Origin of the sequence: Mesorhizobium sp. M1403 (genome assembly GCF_040317695.1) — a bacterium.
In the GTDB taxonomy this organism is placed as follows: Bacteria; Pseudomonadota; Alphaproteobacteria; order Rhizobiales; family Rhizobiaceae; genus Mesorhizobium.
In genome coordinates, this window is the sequence record NZ_JAMYKY010000002.1 from 349929 (window position 1) to 368834 (window position 18906).

15 protein-coding genes and 2 pseudogenes are annotated in these 18906 nt (G+C 57.9%); 16 read left to right on the plus strand and 1 reads right to left on the minus strand.

All coding sequences use genetic code 11. From position 1 onward, the window contains the following. The first annotated feature begins 45 nt into the window (after positions 1–45). The 16 genes and pseudogenes from NKH01_RS06385 to NKH01_RS06460 all read left to right on the plus strand — a co-directional run. Positions 46–1359 (plus strand): hypothetical protein, encoded by a 1314-nt coding sequence (locus tag NKH01_RS06385; protein WP_353019604.1) that lies wholly within the window; start codon positions 46–48, stop codon positions 1357–1359. 145 nt (positions 1360–1504) lie between these two features. Next, a pseudogene (locus tag NKH01_RS06390) lies at positions 1505–3030 on the plus strand (AGE family epimerase/isomerase); the annotation flags it as partial. A 95-nt stretch (positions 3031–3125) separates the two neighbouring features. Further along, a complete protein-coding gene (locus NKH01_RS06395; RefSeq protein ID WP_353019606.1) occupies positions 3126–3599 on the plus strand; it encodes a hypothetical protein in 474 nt (157 codons plus the stop codon). 322 nt (positions 3600–3921) lie between these two features. After that, positions 3922–4407: a hypothetical protein gene (locus NKH01_RS06400; protein WP_353019608.1), complete on the plus strand. Its 486-nt coding sequence runs from the start codon at positions 3922–3924 to the stop codon at positions 4405–4407. Between the two features lie 139 nt (positions 4408–4546). Then, on the plus strand, positions 4547–4762 hold the full coding sequence (locus tag NKH01_RS06405; protein WP_353019611.1) for a hypothetical protein: 216 nt from the start codon (positions 4547–4549) through the stop codon (positions 4760–4762). Positions 4763–4888: 126 nt separating this feature from the next. Then, positions 4889–5698 carry a tyrosine-protein phosphatase gene (locus NKH01_RS06410; protein ID WP_353019613.1) on the plus strand — a complete coding sequence of 270 codons (810 nt, stop codon included), beginning with the start codon at positions 4889–4891 and terminating at the stop codon, positions 5696–5698. Next, positions 5698–6486: a polysaccharide biosynthesis/export family protein gene (locus tag NKH01_RS06415; RefSeq protein ID WP_353019614.1), complete on the plus strand. Its 789-nt coding sequence runs from the start codon at positions 5698–5700 to the stop codon at positions 6484–6486. Before NKH01_RS06410 ends, NKH01_RS06415 begins: the two co-directional genes overlap by 1 nt. Before the next feature lie 52 nt (positions 6487–6538). Continuing rightward, positions 6539–8917, plus strand: coding sequence for a GumC family protein (locus NKH01_RS06420; protein ID WP_353019617.1), 2379 nt, complete (start codon positions 6539–6541; stop codon positions 8915–8917). Positions 8918–8954: 37 nt separating this feature from the next. Then, positions 8955–10058: a tetratricopeptide repeat protein gene (locus NKH01_RS06425; RefSeq protein ID WP_353019619.1), complete on the plus strand. Its 1104-nt coding sequence runs from the start codon at positions 8955–8957 to the stop codon at positions 10056–10058. Further along, complete coding sequence (locus tag NKH01_RS06430; RefSeq protein ID WP_353019621.1) at positions 10055–11374, plus strand: O-antigen ligase family protein; 1320 nt, start codon at positions 10055–10057, stop codon at positions 11372–11374. Before NKH01_RS06425 ends, NKH01_RS06430 begins: the two co-directional genes overlap by 4 nt. 156 nt (positions 11375–11530) lie before the next feature. After that, the gene (rfbB, locus tag NKH01_RS06435; protein WP_353019624.1) at positions 11531–12601 is read left to right on the plus strand and encodes a dTDP-glucose 4,6-dehydratase; all 1071 of its coding nucleotides are present in this window, start codon (positions 11531–11533) and stop codon (positions 12599–12601) included. Further along, on the plus strand, positions 12601–12948 hold the full coding sequence (locus NKH01_RS06440) for a hypothetical protein (RefSeq protein WP_353019625.1): 348 nt from the start codon (positions 12601–12603) through the stop codon (positions 12946–12948). The genes rfbB and NKH01_RS06440 overlap by 1 nt, the downstream gene beginning before the upstream one ends. A 70-nt stretch (positions 12949–13018) precedes the next feature. After that, positions 13019–13924: a sulfate adenylyltransferase subunit CysD gene (cysD, locus tag NKH01_RS06445; protein ID WP_352464033.1), complete on the plus strand. Its 906-nt coding sequence runs from the start codon at positions 13019–13021 to the stop codon at positions 13922–13924. Positions 13925–13926: 2 nt separating this feature from the next. After that, positions 13927–15864, plus strand: a complete 1938-nt coding sequence (gene cysN / locus NKH01_RS06450) for a sulfate adenylyltransferase subunit CysN (RefSeq protein WP_353019627.1) — start codon at positions 13927–13929, stop codon at positions 15862–15864. 10 nt (positions 15865–15874) lie between these two features. Further along, positions 15875–16663: a 3'(2'),5'-bisphosphate nucleotidase CysQ gene (gene cysQ / locus NKH01_RS06455; protein WP_353019831.1), complete on the plus strand. Its 789-nt coding sequence runs from the start codon at positions 15875–15877 to the stop codon at positions 16661–16663. 233 nt (positions 16664–16896) lie between these two features. Next, a pseudogene (locus NKH01_RS06460) lies at positions 16897–17064 on the plus strand (type II toxin-antitoxin system VapB family antitoxin); the annotation flags it as partial. Between the two features lie 224 nt (positions 17065–17288). Here the strand turns inward: NKH01_RS06460 and NKH01_RS06465 are convergent. Next, the gene (locus NKH01_RS06465) at positions 17289–18875 is read right to left on the minus strand and encodes an adenylate/guanylate cyclase domain-containing protein (protein ID WP_352852503.1); all 1587 of its coding nucleotides are present in this window, start codon (positions 18873–18875) and stop codon (positions 17289–17291) included. Positions 18876–18906: the final 31 nt, after the last annotated feature.

Sequence of the window (18906 nt, forward strand, 5' to 3'; positions counted from 1 at the left end):
TTGAATTAAATTGTCGGAGCATGACGTTGGAAGCGTGAGGTCGAGATGAAGGTTACCTTCTCGGTATATACGAAGCGAAAGGAGATCAAACGTTTGTCGGCCATGCTGGGTATTGCTGCCATCGTTTTTTCTTTCCTCGACAGCGAAAGCAGCCTTGCGCAATCGCCTCAGAACTTTAGCTGGAGCAACGTTCCGGCATTCTCCATGGCGGGTGATCTCAAGGCATATTGGAACGTGGTCGACGCTTCGATGGGCGAAATGGCCAAGAACGCCCACGACAGGGGTTTCAAGCCTGTAACGATTTTGAGCACCTATCGAGACGTTCCCTATGCGCGGAATGAAAAAGGCTCCGGAGCGAAAGATTTATCCAATCACTGGCTTAATCCATGGCTTAGGTCGCCGTCTTTCGAGGCGGCGATTCGGCACAACATTGAGAAAGCACGGCCTGTATCAAGGGGGATATACGTCCACGATATCGAGTTGCCCATCGTGAGAGATACGAAGCAAGCCTGGATGAACGAGGCAACGCGGCAAGCCGCCGGTAGCGTGTCGAGGGAAACATTCGACGAGAACTACTTCTCCGAGTGGGCGAAATGGTTCCAGCTCCCACTGGAATGGACGAACGAACGCTATCCCGGCGTCGACGCCGGAATCTACGGCATCCAGCCATTTGACTGGGATGACCATATTCTCACAAAAAACGCTAGTCAAATCCATGATACGCATCAAGCTGATTGGCGACTGTGGAAGCTTGTCGAACCATATGTCGATTTCGCCGTGGCCAGCATCTATTTCAATTACGACAATCCCGACTCCGTCTTCTACATGGCGGCCAATGTCGAGGCGAATTATCTGCGTACCCACTCCTCGGGGGGCAAGCCGGTATACGCCTACGAATGGATGCGGTTCACTCGCATAGATCCTGAGTTGAAGGGCAAGGAACTGCCATCCTATCTGGTGGAGGCGATGGCGATCGTGCCCTATTTCAGCGGCGCCAAGGGCGTGGTTCTCTGGGGCTGGGAGCCCCAAGTGAAAAGTGGAACGCAACAGCCTTACGAGCAGCTTCCGCTTTTTGTCCGGTCGTTGAAGAGGGTCGCCACGCTTTCCGAGAAATTGGCCCGTGGCCGGCTGCTGATCGACCGGCCTGCCCATGAGGTATGGAAAGCACACGGACCGTTGATCCGCAAAGTGATGGTGGATGACGATGAATGTATCGTCATGGCGATCAACCCATGGCAGAGTGACGACAAGCGCACGACATATCCCGTCCAATGCGGCCAGCTCAGCGCCCAGATAAGCGTCGACGGCCGGCACACAACGCTGGCGGTCCTGAACAGACGAGGGCTGCAGATCTATTGACCTGAGGGACACAGCTGATTGCGTATGGCAGCGATCGTCTGCCCAATGTCAAGTCGACGCCTGACATTGGTCCGCGCATGGCTTTCCCAAGCACCCTGATCGTCACGCCGCTGAGGCGGCAACAATGCACCCCGACAGCACTCCACCTCTGGAGCTCTATGCCGCCATCCCTTCGACATCGATCGACTATGCGATCATGGAGCGCGCCAGCGGCATCGCCATGGTGCCGGCCGGCTTTCGCTGGAACGATCTCGGTTCCTGGCAATCGCTGCTCGACGTCGGGCCGTCCGACAAGCAGGGCAACGTCATTGTCGGCGACGTCGTCGCCATCGATTGCGAGAACTCCTATATCCGCAGCGACGGCCGCCTGCTGTCGGCCATTGGCCTGAAGGACGTCGCCATCGTCTCGACCGCCGACGCCACTTTCGTCGCGCCGGTCAGCCACAGCCAGAACGTCAAGAAGATCGTCGAGCAGCTCGAAAAGAGCGGCCGCCTGGAGACCAGGTTCACGCCCGCCGACGATCGCGTCATCGAAAGCGGCGCCTGGCAACGCCGCGTGCACCATTGGCTGTTCGAGGAGACGGTGCCGCTGTGGTCGACGGTCGGCGTCGATGAGCGCCATGGCGGGTTCCATGAGGCGCTCGGTTTCGACGCCACCCCGCTGATGAAACCCAAGCGCATGCGCACGCAGGCCAGGCAGATCTACGCCTTCGCCGTCGCCAAGGGGCGCGGCTGGAACGGCCCGGCCGATCGGCTGATTAGCCACGGCCTCGAATTCATGGCCAGGAACGGCCGCACCGATAATGGCGGCTGGGTGCGCACGCTCAACGTCGACGGCACCGTCGCCGATGCCGCCGAGGATGCCTATGACCATTCCTGCGTGCTTCTGGCGCTGGCGCATGCCCATATGTGCGGCAATCCCGACGCATTGCGGCTAGGCGAGGAAACATTTGCGTTCCTCGACGAGCATCTCGAGGACCAGCGCCTGACCGGCTTTCTTGAGACCTCAAGCGGCGAGGGCGAGCGCCGCTCCAACCCACACATGCATCTGCTCGAGGCGTTCCTGGCCTGGCATCAGGCGACCGGCGAGCGCGCCTATCTTCGCCGCGCCGCGCGCATCGTCGATCTGTTCCGCAGCCATTTCTTCGACCCGGAAAGCTGGACCCTTGGCGAATATTTTGACCATGAATGGCGGCCGGCTCCTGGCGAGAAAGGCACGTGGACCGAACCCGGCCATCATTTCGAATGGGCCTCTCTGCTGGTCGACTTTGCCGGCCGCAGCGGCCAGAGCGGCTTGACCGGCCTCGCCAGGAAACTCTACGCGTCGGCGATTGCCAATGGCCTGAACCGCGCCACAGGCCTCGCCTACGGCGCCGTCTCGCGGCAAGGGCTGCCGCTCGACCACGTCTCGCGCAGCTGGCCGCAGGCCGAAGCGATCAAGGCAGCAATCGCGCTGGACGGTTCGGGCGGTCCTGACCTGAAGCCTGAGATAGAGGCGCGTGTCGGCCGGTTGTTCCGCTGGCACATCAATCCGGCGCCGCTTGGCCTGTGGGTCGACCGCATCGACGAGCGTGGCCGCTCGCTGGCTACAGACGTGCCGGCAGGCATCTTTTACCATCTGGTCTGTGCGCTGCCCAGTATCTCGACAGCACCGCGGGCAAGCCTCGGTAGAATGGTTTGACCGAATAGAGAATTTCGCCGATTGAACGAGGCAATGTCGGGCATCGGCGACAGACAGGTGTGCTTGGCACGGCGGGAGCAAGGATTTGTCGCTCAAGAAAATAGGCTTGTTTGCATTGGTCGCCTTTGTCTTTGCGATTGGCTTTTTCGTCATCATCATGGACCGAGGAACGAAGGTTCGTTCGCACCCGCCGAAGCCGCTAGCGACGCTTGAGCCATTTGAGGGCAAGCTTGCCATTCAATCGATCGACGATCTTCGCGTCGCCGGCCGCAAGATCGTGCTGTGCGGCGTCGCGTTTGCCAAACCACAGTCCTTGCGCGCCATTGTGACGGAGGCAGTGCGTCGGGATTACCAAGGGCTCGCCTTGAACTGCAAGCCTGTCGGCACAGGCACGCCTTGCGATGGCAATGTCGCGTCAAAATTCGGTGACGCCGTGGTCGTGCAATGCCTCACCTCGAATGGCGCGGATCTGGCTGCGAAACTCGTCGATGCCGGGCTCCTGTGCGGGGTGCCCGCGCAGGCGGGCTCGACGTATAAACCTTGCGCGCCCAACTTGTAGTTCTTGCATGGAATGCCGAAAGATGGATGGACGACGTCAGGACAATTGTTGGTTGCAAGGTATTGTGCAATGCGTCGGAGCCACTGTGGCGTCAGCGGCCACAAGGAACGGCAGATCTGCCCGCCGGCAGCCTGCCATTGGGCGGCTGTAAAGGTGAGTATTAAGATATTCTAATGGTGTGTTCAATCAACCACACCGAAACCAAAAATTATCTCGCAATTGCGAAATGGGTTGGAATTGGCGTAGAAAGCTGTTACGCGCTTTTGAGTACCTTAGCGGTTCGGTGGGCGTCAGGTAACGTGGGACAGAAGGATTGATGCGGATGAACCTAGTTGTGAAAAGTGTGTTGGCCGGAGTTGTTGTGTTGGCCGGCTTCGCCCCGGTGCCGTCTTTCGCGCAGGATGGGTCGTGCACCTGTGCAACCGCCTATAACGGCGTAAATCCGATTGGATCGCTCGGCAGCGTCAATGGCGACGTGATGATCTCGCAGGTGGCTGGCTATGGCCCGGCGCAAGCGGGCGGCGCGCTGGATTTTGGCAGTCGTGTCGTGGTTGGCGCCAAGGGCTCGGCTTCGGTTCAGGTCGGTGGCTGCAATGTGAGCGTCCCGGCGAATTCGACGCTCGATATCTCGCGTGTCGAGAATAAGATCTGCCTCAATGTCCTCGGTTCTGAGCACACCGCCCAAACTGGCAATTCCGGGGGCATTACCAACAACAAGCCGTTGTGGATCTTCCTTGGGTTAGCCGGCGGCGCTGGTATTCTGGCGGCAACGCAGGACAACGACAACGGCCACGCCGTTAGCGACTAAGTTGACCGTAAATAGGGCAACGGTAGCAGGGGCATGGCGCTTCTGCGTGTCTGTTGTTAGATGGAATGGCCTTGGCGTTCATGCTGGTGTCGTGACCGGGTATCGTTCTGAGTCTGGCGAACATGCCGGATAGGGTGAAGTGCCGGTATATCCAGGCAAAATAGTTGAATCGCAATCTTTGCTGCTGCGTGTGTTGGTGCAACTTTTGGATACACGTCCGGCAAACGCGACAGTCAAGATTAATCCTGCGGAAGGCGGCATGTGTCTAGCGCTCGAAACTTTAGGCGCAGCCTTTGCCGCGAGTGCGACGCTGGTCATCGGCCTACGTGATGACGACAACTCTGTCCGCCAGTAGCCGGGACCTGGCATCCATCGTATCGCATGCGCTCGACAAATGCGTCATTCGCTGTCTTGCGGGTGACGCATTAATATTGTTTGGGGATGACTTCGCCACGTTGCTTCGCTGCAGTCACAAACGCCCATGATCGATCTACATACCCATATCTTGCCCGGCCTCGATGACGGCTCGCCCAATCTTGCCGAATCGCTGGAAATGGCTCGACTGGCGGTGGCCGACGGAACGACCCACATGGCGTGCACGCCACACGTGACACCGGGCGTTTACGAGAACGGAACATCGAATATTGTCCGAGCGGTCCAAGAGTTGCACCAGGCGCTGCGTAGCGCCGCCATACCACTTGCTCTCTACGTCGGCGCCGATGTTCATATAGCGCCGGATCTTCCGGACCAATTGGCGGCGGGCAGCGTACCGACCTTGAACAGGTCCCGCTATTTTCTGTTCGAACCGCCGCATCATGTCTTACCTCCACGAATGGAGGATCTTGCCCTACGCCTCATAAACGCCGGTTTCATTCCGATTCTTACTCATCCAGAGCGTTTGACCTGGATCAAAACGAATTACGACGTTATCGAGAGGTTGAACGCAGTGGGCTGCCTTATCCAGCTTACCGCAGACTCGATTGTTGGTGCTTTTGGGCGCACGGCCCTTTATTATTCAGAAAAGCTGATTGACGAGGGCAGGGTGGATATCATCGCATCGGACACTCACAGCGCAACGCGCCGCCGTCCGGGGCTGTCCAAGGCGGTTGCTGCTGCTGCCAAGCGATGTGGGGACGACGAGGCCCGCAATATGGTGTTGAAACGTCCAGGCGAAATATTGGCGAACCGGCCCATCGAGCCGATCGGAAAAGCACGTCAAGGAAAACCAAGCGCCGGCAGCGCCGGCCGTTTTGGGGGATTGGGTCGCTTGTTCAAAGGCGGGATGGCGTGATGGGCATTTTCACGTTCCCAAAAAGCCGTATGGACGCGATATTAGTCGTGCTTGCTTCACTCTCGGTGTCGGCATGCACCAGCGCCTCGTCAACGAGACCATCTTCATCGGGTTCGGTCGATGCGCTGCAATTAACATCGTCGTCGACGCCACTTTCGGGCGGCGGCGCTCTGCAGGTCGTAAAAGACCTGCCTGCGCCGCAAAACACCCAGAACGGCAGCGAGCAGCCTTTGTCTCCGAACGATGTGCTCGAGGTGAATGTGTTCCAGGTCGACAATCTGAACAGAACCGTTCAGATAGATGCTGGCGGGCAGATTTCGCTTCCACTTATCGGAACCATGACCGCGGCGGGAAAAACTGTCCGTCAATTGGAGAAGGAAATCGAAACGGCATACGGCGCCAAATATCTGCAGTCGCCCGATGTGTCGGTTTTTGTCAAGGAGTCGATTGGCCAGCGCATTACTGTCGACGGTGAAGTCACCAGGGGCGGAATCTTTCCAGTATCCAGCAACTCCTCTCTCATCGATGCGATCGCCCTTGCCGGAGGGTTCAATGCCGTTGGTGACGCAAAAAAGGTCTTTGTCTATCGTAATGTTGGCTCAAATACGCTGGTTGCTAATTACAATGTGGAGGAGATTCGTGCCGGCAAGAGCCGCAATCCACGCATCTATGGTGGCGACAAGATTGTCGTCTTTGCCTCGAAATCGAAAATAGCGATGAACAATCTCAAGGATGCTCTCGGTGTCGCCTCAAGCGCAGCCCGACTTGCGGTGGTTCCGGGACTATAACCCACGGCATGTCGGAATTTAGCACACGACGAACTTAGGATTGCCTTGCACCATGCTCGATCGTAACAGACAGCATCAAATCGCACGTCCAGGACACGGCCAAGCCTTGTCCGCGGACCTGTATTATGACGGGGCGCAAAACTATAGTCCGTACGGTCGCGATCACCTGGAGGCCGAGGAGGGATTTAACCCACTCAAGCTATTTTTCTATGTTGTCCAGTATCGCTGGCTGATCGTCATGATGGCTGCGGCGGGGGTTGTCGCCGGCGTCATCGTTACCATGATGCAGACGCCAAAATATCAGGCGACAACGCAACTGGAAGTGCTGGTTCCTTCGGCCAAGGTCTTCCAGGACATTGAAGCAGTTTCCGAAAGCACCGACGTGCGGGCTTTTCTGACGGCCAAGGAAAAGCTGAAAAGCCGCGCACTGGCGCAGCGCGTGGTCTTCCAGCTGGGTCTCAGCGAAAAGCCGGACTTCCTGTTTCCGACCCCGAACTTCTCGCCTAGCAATATTTTCTACCGTGCGTTTGGAGTTGCCAAAACCCCCTCCATCGAGGAGAAAACCCCCGAGGAACGCGAGGCGATTGCGATCAATCGTATTCTAAACGACCTCACCGTCAATCTGGTCACCAACACAAGCCTGCTGTCGATAACGTTTGCCGACCAGAAACCGAAATATGCAAGCGATGTAGCCAACCAGGTCGCGCAAAGCTTTATGGACCAACGCCTCGATCAGACCAGCGAGACTTCCGACCTGGCACGGCAATTCATTCAGGAACAGGTTTTGCAGGTAAAGCAAAAGCTCCAGAAATCCGAGGAGGAACTGGTCGCCTATGCAAAGGACGCCGGCATCACGGTGACCGGCGATGACAAATCGCTGATAGGGTCGAACATCGAGGCCCTGAACACCGCGCTGGCGACGGCAATCCAGGATCGTCTTGACGCCGGACGGGTCGTGGAACAAATCGACAAAGGTCGCGGCTCGAGCCTCGGCCCGGTCCTGGAAAGCGAAGGCCTGCAGAAACTCAGCGAAAAACTGGCGGATTTGACCAGCCAGTATCAGCAAAAATTAGGCATACTGAAGCCCGGTTTTCCGGAAATGCAGCAGCTTCAGTCGCAGATCAAGGAATTGCAAAGGCTCTATAACAATGGCGTTTTGACGATAACCGACTCTCTGCGGCAGAAATATCAGGAAGCCCAGAACAAGGAAGCCGACCTTAAGTCAAAACTCGCCGAGATGGAGAAGCAACAGGTTATCTTCAACGATAAAAACATCAAATACACCATCCTCAAGCGCGAGGTCGATTCGAACCGGTCGCAGTATGACAACCTTATTGCCAAGCTGAATGACGTTGGCGTGAGCTCTGAGCTCAAGACACAAAGTGCCGCAATCGTCGATTTCGCGACGCAGCCTACGGCCCCCTATTCTCCGCGCCTCAGCATCAATCTTGCGGTCGCTCTGGCCCTTTTCATGGCTCTGAGCGCGTCGATAGTATATATCATCGAGTTGTTAAACAATACATTCACCAATCCTGAGCAGATCGAAAAGGAACTGGGATTGGCGATGCTCGGTATCCTCCCGCTTGTCGATGACCGGGAACTCATAGCCAGCATCTCCGATCAGAAATCAGGGCTGTCCGAAGCCTACCGTTCGCTTCGAACATCGTTGCAGTTCTCCGGTGCCGAAGGCGCACCGCGATCGTTGCTGGTCACCAGCTCGGAGCCCTCAGAAGGCAAGTCGACGACGTCGTTCAAGCTCGGGCAGGATTTTGCAGCGCTCGGTGCGAGAGTTCTCATCGTCGATGGCGATCTTCGAAAGCCGAACCTTCATCGGCTGTTTGGCCTCGACAACACGATCGGCCTCAGCAATCTCCTGACAAACACCGTTCGCAAGGAGGATCTTGCGAGCATTTTCCGGGCGACGAAATATCCGAATGTGACCGTTTTGACGTCCGGAACGATCCCGCCGAACCCGGCGGATCTGCTTTCCTCGCCCAAGATGGCGCTGATCATCACCAATCTCGGCAAGCGCTTCGACCTTGTCGTCATCGATGCACCGCCGGTTGTCGGTCTTTCAGATGCACCTATCCTCAGCCGGCTTGCCGAGGGTACGCTGATGGTCATCTCCACCAATCAGGTCACGCGCAAGTCGGCCAAGACAGCGTTGAAGCGCCTGCGAGCCGCCGGCGCGAATGTGGTCGGAGCTGCGATGTCGAAATTCGCGGTGAACAAGTTCGATTACAACTACGCCTACAAATACATGAACTACCAGTATTACGACTACGGCTCGAGTACCCCGAAAATTGAGAGTAAAGTGGATGACGGAGCAGGCCAGCCCGCTTATGCAAAATCTCCGGCGTTCAAGCGTTTGGTTCGTCGCATCCGTTCTAGTGTTGGCGGCTTCGTCGATCGGTCTAAGTCGGCTTCTTGAGACCAAGACGCCGGCCGTTTCGCTCGCGCTGGATCCGTTGAACGTCGACGCGGTGATCGGCAAAATTACCGACGAGCTGAACGACACAAACAATACTCCTGACCTCGATGGCTTGCTTGCCAAGGCCGAAGGCGCGCTTCGCTTCGATCTGGTGGACGCGCGGCTCTACAGCTTGATCGGCGAGATCAAATACCGGCAGGGCGAAAAAGACCAAGCTTATGAGCTTTTCGATCAAGCTCGAAAACTGTCCAAGACAGAAATCCATGCGCTTCAGAGGTCCATCGGCCACTCGATTGAAATGGGCAATCTGCCAAAGGCCGTCGGAGAGATTGACATTTTATTGCGGCGTTGGCCGGATCAATTTCCTGCGATCGCCGGGGGTCTGCCGACAATCCTCTCCAATCCTGACGGATACCAAGCGGTGCTGGCAGCCCTCAAGGCTGGGGCGCCGTGGAGAGGCAGTCTGCTGTCCGTTCTCGGCAACACTTCCGAGGGGCTCGAATTCGTAAACCGGTTGCTGCTGGAGTTGTCCGGGTCAACCGTACCACCGAGTTCGGGAGAGCTGTCCATTGTGATCAACGGCTATGTCCGTCAGAAGAAGTTCGAAGCGGCATATCGGTTTTTTCTTTTCAGCCTGTCCGATCAGGAACGGAAGTTGGGTGGCTACATTTTCAACAGCACGTTCGAGCCGGTATCGAGCAGAAAGCTTTTCGATTGGCAGATCCGCGATCAGTCGGGTATGGAAGTTACATTCGCAACATCCCAGGATGCAGTCGAAGGCGAGGGCGGAGCAACGGTCCGTTTCCTGAATACGCCAGTCAAGAACTATGGTCTTCAGCAGTATATCGCGCTTCCGCCGGGGTCTTACGAGATTTCTCTGATCGCATCTGCAAGAAACCTGAAGCTTCCAAAGGAGTTATTCTGGTCTCTCAGATGTCAAACCGGCGAAATTGCCCGGTTCAATATTCCAGAGGGCACATTCAATCGCCAGGCCCTGAGTCAGGATTTTTTGATTGGCCCCGATACCTGTCCCATGCAATTGTTGCGGCTGGAGACTGCCGCCATCGCTGAGAGCTGGCGGTTTCGATATGTCGGCACATTGATAATGCACAAGTTGAGCATCGAGAGACTTCCATCTTGAACGACCGGCCATCGCAATGGGACAAATATCTCCTCGGGTCGGTTTTGTTCATATCGCTGCTGATCGGCGGGGGGACTGCAAGCGGCCTCTATACCGACACGCTGATTGAAGTCGCGGCGATTATCTCAGCAGCGGCTGTCCTTTCACAGCCGTTTGGCCAAAGGGTTCCCCCGACTCTTGTATGGCTGCTTGTCTTCGCCGTGGCATTGGTGGCTTTGCAAATCGTCCCGCTACCGGCCTCGATGCTCAACGGATTGCGGCCAGAACTGTTGCTCGCAGATTCCTCGCTTGTTGGAGAAGCCCGATTTCGATTCGTCAGCCTTGGCGTGGGACGCACGATCGAATGCCTGTTGTACCTGGTGGCAGCGGCAGCGTTTTTCTTGAGTGTATTGCGTTTGCGAACCGAGCAGGTCCAGGCACTTCTCCCCTTCTTCTTTATGGGCGTTATATGCAATGGTTTGGCGGGGGCGATTCAGTATTCGCTCTCTGACAATGTCGCCATTGAGGGATTGTTGCCTTTTACGATCAATGCCGGGCTGTTCGCCAACCAGAACCATTTTGCTGCTCTGCTTTTTGTGTCCATTCCCTTCGTCGTCTACCACGGTCTGTTCCGCGGATACCTCTTGTCTGGACTGATCGGGGTGGTCACGCTTTTGCTGCTCCTTTTGGCCGCCGGCTCGCGGGCCGGCGTTCTGATCGGGTTGGCGATCACCGTGCTGTCCATCGTCTTTCTTTCAGCGCGTTCCAGGGTGAGTCGATTCAGCATCCTTGCAATTTTCATGGGACTTTCGGCCTATACGTTAGGCGCATGGACGAAGATCGAGGCCGAGACGATTGACCCGGCTTTCGGGCGAGGAGAGTTTGCTCGCACCACCATTGAGGGAATCAGTGAGAATTGGGCAACCGGTGTCGGGTTTGGAAATTTTCAAAAGGCTTACCAGATATACGAAAAGGAAAATATGATTTTTGCAAAATATGTCAATCATGCACACAATGAATATCTCGAAATAGCTTTCGAGGGCGGACTTCTTGCTGTTCTGTTGGTGGCGACTTATTTCTTGATGCTTTTCATGGCGCTTACCAAAGTTCGTCGCGATCCCCTTCAAAAGGCGGCGTTTCTTTCCGTGTTATTTCTTCTCATCCATTCACTCGTCGACTATCCATTGCGGACCGAAGCACTTGCCATGACCTTCGCTTTTATGAACGCCATTATCTTCCACAAAGGATTTGCAGAGCGTTTGGCCCAGAAAACCGAATTGATCGAAATCGACCACAACGGTGACAAGCTGTTTGTTCCCATCGGAACTTCGTCGTAGCAGACTGCGCACTCCGACACTTGCCGCACCTTCATTCGGGTGGCAATGAACTCTTCGGCGAAATAGCCATCAAATTCCTGGTGTCGAAATGCGTTGCACACGCCGACGCTCACCGCCTCCGAGGTATTCGCAGACAGTTTTGCGTGAGAGGGTGGCATGAACTTTCTGGTAACCGGAGGGGCCGGCTTCATTGGCTCGGCGGTCTGCCGTCATTTGTGTAGCAATCCAGACTACCGTGTAACCAATTTGGACAAGCTCACCTATGCAGGAAACCTCACTTCGCTGCGTCCAATAGAGAACGTCCAAAATTATAGATTCGAGCACGCCGACGTTTGTGATGCGAGGGCAGTTCTAGAGGTTCTAAATCGCGATGAGATAGACATCATCATTCATCTGGCCGCCGAAAGCCACGTTGACCGGTCGATCGACAAGCCCGCTGCCTTCATCGAGACCAACATCGTAGGAACCTACCGGATGCTGAATTCGGCGTTGGAATATTGGCGCAGACTTCCCAGCGAGAGAAGGAGCCGATTCCGCTTCCACCACGTTTCGACCGACGAGGTGTTCGGCGATTTGCCTTTCGACGACAGTGTTTTTACTGAACAGACGCCATACGCGCCATCCTCGCCTTATTCGGCTTCAAAGGCCGCATCCGATCATCTGGTGCGTGCGTGGCACAGAACTTACCGCCTGCCGGTTGTGCTTTCCAACTGCTCTAATAATTACGGTCCTTGCCAGTTTCCCGAAAAGCTGATTCCGCTCGTTATTTTGAACGCTCTCGAAGAGAAGCCACTGCCGGTCTACGGCGCCGGCAGTAACGTGCGCGACTGGCTCTTCGTTGAAGATCACGCTAGCGCCTTGGCCATAATCGCTACCCGGGGTGTAGTCGGCGAGAGCTACAATGTCGGTGGCGGCTCGGAACGCAGCAACACGGAGGTGGTCGAGGCAATCTGCAACATTCTGGACGACCGACGGCCGCGTTCCGGGTCTCGGCGGTATCGCGATCTCATCGCATTTGTCGCGGATCGGCCTGGCCACGACCGCCGTTATGCGATCGACGCCTCCAAGATACGGCTCGATCTGGGCTGGGCCCCGCGCGAGACATTCGCCGGCGGCCTCGCCAAAACGATCGACTGGTATCTCCAGAACGAATGGTGGTGGGGGCCGATCCGCCGCGAACATTATACAGGCGAGCGGCTTGGCGAGGCGTACCCGGGCTCTGCGTGATGCTTGTGGTCACCACGGGAAGTGAAGGCGGCCCTGCCTCAGATCGATTCGGCCAACCCCGAATCATCGCTCCGGCGCTCGCGGCCACGCGGTCTGCTCGGTTCCGCCGGCGGCTGCACCGCGTCGATCAGGCCAAAGATGGACCAGCGCCCTTCCATGCGCTAAGCAATATTTCCGGCACCTACCAAACGACATCAGTCGCTGAGCAGAAATTTCCAGATTTTGCCGACTATGTGAAAAATTCATTCCCGAACCATTCGGCCGCAGGCCTGTGTTGCATTGTTCTGCACCGAAACGATCTGCTAGAACGCCCGCACGAGAATGGATTGTCCAGAAGTGCAGTTTGAATCGGGCGGCTGAGGGTAGCCTCCGACGCAGGCCCTTCCGTGGATCGGTACGAAAGAACGCTCACATTTCATGAATATCGCGCTTACGCACCTTCAGCGGCTTGAGGCTGAATCCATCCATATTTTTCGCGAGGTGGCCGCGGCCTTTGCCAAGCCGGTCATGCTCTATTCGGTCGGCAAGGATTCGTCCGTGCTCATGCACCTGGCGATGAAGGCGTTCTATCCGGCCAAGCCGCCGTTTCCCTTTCTCCATGTCGACACGACCTGGAAATTCCGCGAAATGATCGCCTTTCGCGACCAGATGCAGCAAAAGCTCGGCTTCGATCTCCTGGTCCATGTCAATGAAGACGGCGTGCGCGACAACATCAATCCGTTCGACCACGGCTCCAACACCCACACGCATGTGATGAAGACGGTTGCCCTGCGGCAGGCGCTCGACAAATATGGGTTTGACGCAGCCTTCGGCGGCGCCCGTCGCGACGAGGAGAAGTCGCGCGCCAAGGAGCGGATCTTTTCGTTCCGCAACGCTCAGCACGTCTGGGATCCGAAGAACCAGCGGCCGGAGATGTGGAAGATTTTCAACACCCGTATCGCTGCCGGCGAATCGATCAGGGTGTTTCCACTGTCGAACTGGACCGAGCTCGACATCTGGCAATACATTCTCCAGGAGGACATCCCGATCGTGCCGCTGTATCTGGCCAAGGAGCGGCCGGTCGTCGAGCGCGACGGCATGCTCATCCTGAGGGACGACGAGCGCATGCAGCTGCGGCCCGGCGAGACGGTGGAGAACCGGATGGTGCGGTTCCGCACGCTGGGCTGCTATCCGCTGACCGGCGCGATCGACTCGGAAGCCGACACTCTGGAGGCGATAGTCGGCGAAATGCTCACGGCGCGCACTTCCGAGCGGCAAGGTCGCCTGATCGACCGTGATGAAGCCGGCTCGATGGAAAAGAAGAAGCGCGAGGGGTATTTCTGAGCATGCGCCACATCATGGCCAAGAGCCTCGCCCCGACCGATGGCGTCCGCGACTATCTGGCGGCGCAGGAACGAAAGTCGCTGCTGCGCTTCCTGACCTGCGGCTCGGTCGACGACGGCAAGTCGACGCTGATCGGGCGTCTCCTTTCCGATACCAAGCAGATTTTCGAGGACCAGCTGGCCGCGCTCGAGCGCGATTCACGCAAGCACGGCACCACCGGGGACGACGTCGACTTCGCGCTGCTGGTCGACGGCCTCGAGGCCGAACGCGAGCAGGGCATCACCATCGATGTCGCCTATCGCTTCTTCGCAACGCCAAAGCGCAAGTTCATCGTCGCCGACACGCCCGGCCACGAACAATACACGCGCAACATGGCGACAGGTGCATCGACCGCCGATCTCGCCATCGTGCTGATCGATGCTCGCCAGGGCGTACTGCGCCAGACAAGGCGGCATTCGATCATTGCCTCGCTTCTGGGCATTCGCCACATCGTGCTCGCCGTCAACAAGATCGATCTTGTCGGCTTCGACGAGGCGGTTTTTAATCGGATCGTCGCGGACTACGCGCAGTTCTCACGTGAGCTCGGCTTCCAGACGATCGTGCCCATTCCAATGTCGGCCCGTTACGGCGACAACGTTACTGGCCGTTCCGATAGGATGGACTGGTATTCCGGCCCGACGCTGATCGAACATCTCGAAACCGTCTCGGTCGACGAGGCCGCGGTCGAATTGCCGTTCCGGTTTCCCGTCCAGTATGTGAACCGTCCCAACCTCGATTTTCGCGGTTTCGCCGGCACCATCGCCTCTGGCTCGGTTGCGCCGGGCGACGAGGTGGTCGTGGCGAAATCGGGCAAGTCCTCCCGTGTCAGGCGCATCGTTTCGCATGGCGGCGACCTTCAGCAGGCTGTCGCCGGCCAGGCCATTACCCTCGTCCTCGACGACGAGGTCGAGGTCTCGCGCGGCAACATGCTGGTGTCGCCGGCAGCGCGGCCGCAGGTCGCCGACCAGTTCGCCGCCAACATCGTGTGGTTCGACGAACATGCATTGCTGCCCGGCCGCTCCTACATCCTGCGCACCGAGACCGACCAGACCAGCGCCACCGTCACCGACCTGAAATACCGGGTCAACGTCAACGACTTTGCCCATGAGGCGGCCAAGTCGCTTGAAATGAACGAAGTCGGCATCTGCAACATCTCGACGCGGTCGCCGATCGCCTTCGATCCATTTGCCGAAAACCGCACCACAGGCGCCTTCATCCTGATCGACCGCATCACCAATGCCACGGTTGGCGCCGGCATGATCCTGCACACGCTACGCCGAGCCGAAAACATTCACTGGCAGTCGCTCGATGTCGGCAAGCGCGCCCGCGCCGATATGAAGAACCAGCGGCCGGCGGTGTTCTGGTTCACCGGGCTTTCGGGCTCGGGCAAGTCGACCATCGCCAACCTGTTTGAAAAGAAGCTCTTCGCCACCGGGCGCCATACCTACATTCTGGATGGCGACAACGTCCGTCACGGCCTCAACCGCGATCTCGGCTTCACCGACGCCGATCGTGTCGAAAACATTCGCCGCGTCGCCGAAGTGGCACGCCTGATGGCCGACGCCGGGCTGATCGTCATCGTGTCGTTCATCTCGCCGTTCAGCGCAGAGCGGCGCATGGCACGCGAACTGATGGCCGAGGGCGAATTCGTCGAGGTGTTTGTCGACACACCGTTCGAAGAATGCGCCAGGCGCGATCCGAAGGGCCTTTATGCGCGGGCGTTGAATGGCGAGATCAAGAATTTCACCGGCGTCGATTCACCGTATGAGGTGCCGGAAAAACCTGAAATCCATCTCGAAACACTCGGCAGATCTGCCGAGGAGATGGTAGAGGCCCTAGAACACTGGCTGATCGAGCGTGACATTACCGAAGACCAATATGATAGCGGCGGCGGTATCTGACGACGAAGCGATGCTCGCCGTCTTCGAGCGCCTTGCCTTGGCGGCGGGGCGCGAGGTGATGCGCGTCTTTCGTGCCGGCTGTGCGGTCGACAGCAAGTTGGACAGTTCGCCGGTGACCGAAGCCGATCGCGAGAGCGAGAAGATCATCCTTGCCGGGCTGCGCGCCGCTTTTCCAGAGATTCCATGCGTGGCAGAGGAGGAAGCCTCTGCCGGCATCATGGCGCCGGATCTCGGCGACGCCTTTTTCCTGATCGATCCGCTCGACGGCACCAAGGAGTTCGTCAACCGGCGGACCGATTTCACTGTCAACATCGCGCTGGTTCGCCATGGCGTGCCGGAGATCGGCGTTGTCTTCGCGCCTTGCACCGGCCGCTTCTTTTCCGGCCGGCCGGGCAAAGCGGAAGCGATCGAGATCAATGACGACTATGAGATCGTCGATCGCCAGCCGATTTCGGCGAGGGCCGGTATGGTGCCGCTGACCGTCGTTGCCAGCCGCTCCCACAACACGCCGGAAACCGACGCCTATATCCGCGCGCTTGGCGCTGCCGAGATCGTTTCGGTCGGCTCATCGCTGAAATTCTGTCTCGTCGCCGGCGCCGAGGCAGACGTCTACCCACGCTTCGGCCGCACTATGGAATGGGACACTGCCGCGGGTGATGCGGTGCTACGCGCTGCCGGCGGCATGACGCGCACGCTGGACGGCCAGCCGCTCGCCTACGGCAAGCGCAACCAGAGCGATGACGAGGATTTCGCCAATCCGCATTTCATCGCCAGCGGCAAGGCTGCTGGATCTGGCTAGGCGATGATTGCGCAGTTCCAGACCCGTACGAAAGTGCGGGTGTTGCAAGTGACTTACGGAAGCGACCTCAGATACTGCTCGAGATCTGTAAACACAACGGTACGATCCCCATCCGGCCTACAGTAGGGTCGGCGTGGCGATTCTCTTCGTGTCCGGCCGATGCTGCGGGGCCTTCACACGGTGTATCCAAATTGCTGTATACCGATACACTTGAACGGCTATACGAGCGAGTGATGGCGTTCCACATCAAAAATCCCGAGACCGACGCACTGGCCCGCCGGGTCGCCGCACTTAAGAGAACTGGTCTGACAGAGGCCGTCCATGCCGCGCTCAAGCATGAGCTTGAGCGCGAACAGGCTAGACCGTCCCTCGTAGAGATCGGCGTCAGGTTCTGCCGTGATCTGCGAGCCCGGGGCAAGCCTGATCACGGCAGGCCCGCCGACAAGGCGTTTCGCGACAGCCTGTACGAGAATGATGATGTTCATCGACGCCTCGGCCCTGACGGCGCTGATGACCAACGAGGATGATGCGCGCGAACTCCTGGTCGGGACCCGGCGCGGCTGAACGGTGTTGAACCGGACTTTACTTGGCTGGCCACGGTCCAGATTGGATCACGTTCAAGAACCTAAAATGCGGCGGGCTTGCTTCGGATGGTTAAGGCCAGGAGCGCCTCCGAAAGTCGTTTCTTCGCCCGCTCCACCCCGTTCTCGTCGATTGCCTCAACATCGAGGAACAAGTCGAGACCAGTCGTATGCTCGCTGATGACCTGAGGGCGCTGGGCGAGTTCACCCAGGAGGCCCTCGACTTCGTAGGGGACAACCTCCCGGCTGATCCCCTTCATGGCAATCGGTGCTAATGGACGCGCCCGGACAAGGTCGCGCACGAGCGCGTAAGTCTCATAGCTGAGGCAGATGCCGCCGGGCTCGGCAATCGACTGCAGCCGGGCCGCCAAGTTCGCCTCGGCTCCAATGATCGTGTAGTCCATCCGATCATCGGAACCGAAGTTCCCAACATTGCAATAGCCCGTGTTGATGCCCATGCGAGCTCGGAAGGGCCGTTCAACTCCGCGGTCATGCCACACCCTGTTCAACTGCTCCAGCCGACGCTGCATGTCGACAGCCATGCGCAAGCAGGCTCTCGCGTCTTCCTCGACGCCCTGCGTCTCGGGGTCTCCGAAGAACACAAGAAGCGCGTCGCCGATGAACTTGTCGACGGTGCCGCCGTGTTTGAGCGCGATCGTCGACATCTCGGTGAAGTACTCGTTGAGGAGAAGCGTCAAGTCCTCGGGCTGGAGCCGTTCCACGATCGCGGTGAAATCCTTGACGTCGGAGAAAAAGATCGTGAGCTTCTTGCGCTCGGTTGCGATGGTGACGTCCTTCTGGCCGCTGAAGATGCTTTTGTAGATTTGAGGCGAAAGGTATTTGGCGATCTTCAATGAAATCGCGGCCAGAAAGTCGTTTGCCTCGGAAAGCTCCTTGTTGATGCCCTGAATCAACGCGGACTGCCGACGCTGCAGGAGAATGAACGTCAGGCCCGCCGCCGCCGCGAAACCGAAATATAGGAGCAGATACTTGAAGGTCAGCACGTTCGCAGCAATAGGCTGATTGACTGATATCTCCTGGATCCCTCGGACATCCCCTACCTTCCAGTCCGTCTTGGGGCTGTCCGGGTGTGAGTTATGGCAGGTCACGCACACTTGTCCCATTATGACAGGGGCCGCGGCGCGGACCTGCCGGTCAAACAGTGAGCCCGAGACTTCGATGATCGGCTCCTTCGGGTTGGCGCGCAAAGCCAAGATTGCATTCCGCTCGAAAACATCGAGCTGGTGGGGCGCGCGACCTTTGAAAGGCAGATCCGAGACGAACCGATATTTGACCGACCCGTCATGAGCGCTGATGCGCTTGCCGAGTTCGATCGAGAGGGTTGCTGGAATAGGGATCGCACCTGGCACGTCCCGATAGTTGTGCGTCGCGGTCACGGCGCCGTTAGCTTGCAGCACGCGTCCCACGACGTCGCTGCCGTAGAATCCGCGCATTTCGTCGATGATCCGGCTGATTTCGCTGGCTTGCCTGCGCAGCATCCGTTCCGATAGGTCTCGGAGGTCGAGCCAGGCTGCGACGGGCAGACCGACAAGGCCGATGACCACTGCCGTCACCAGGAGCGGTCCCATGGTGCGCTGCTGACGCGCAATCTGTTCACCCAGTCCAGCCATTGTGCAAGCCCCCGGCCGTCACAGTATCTGA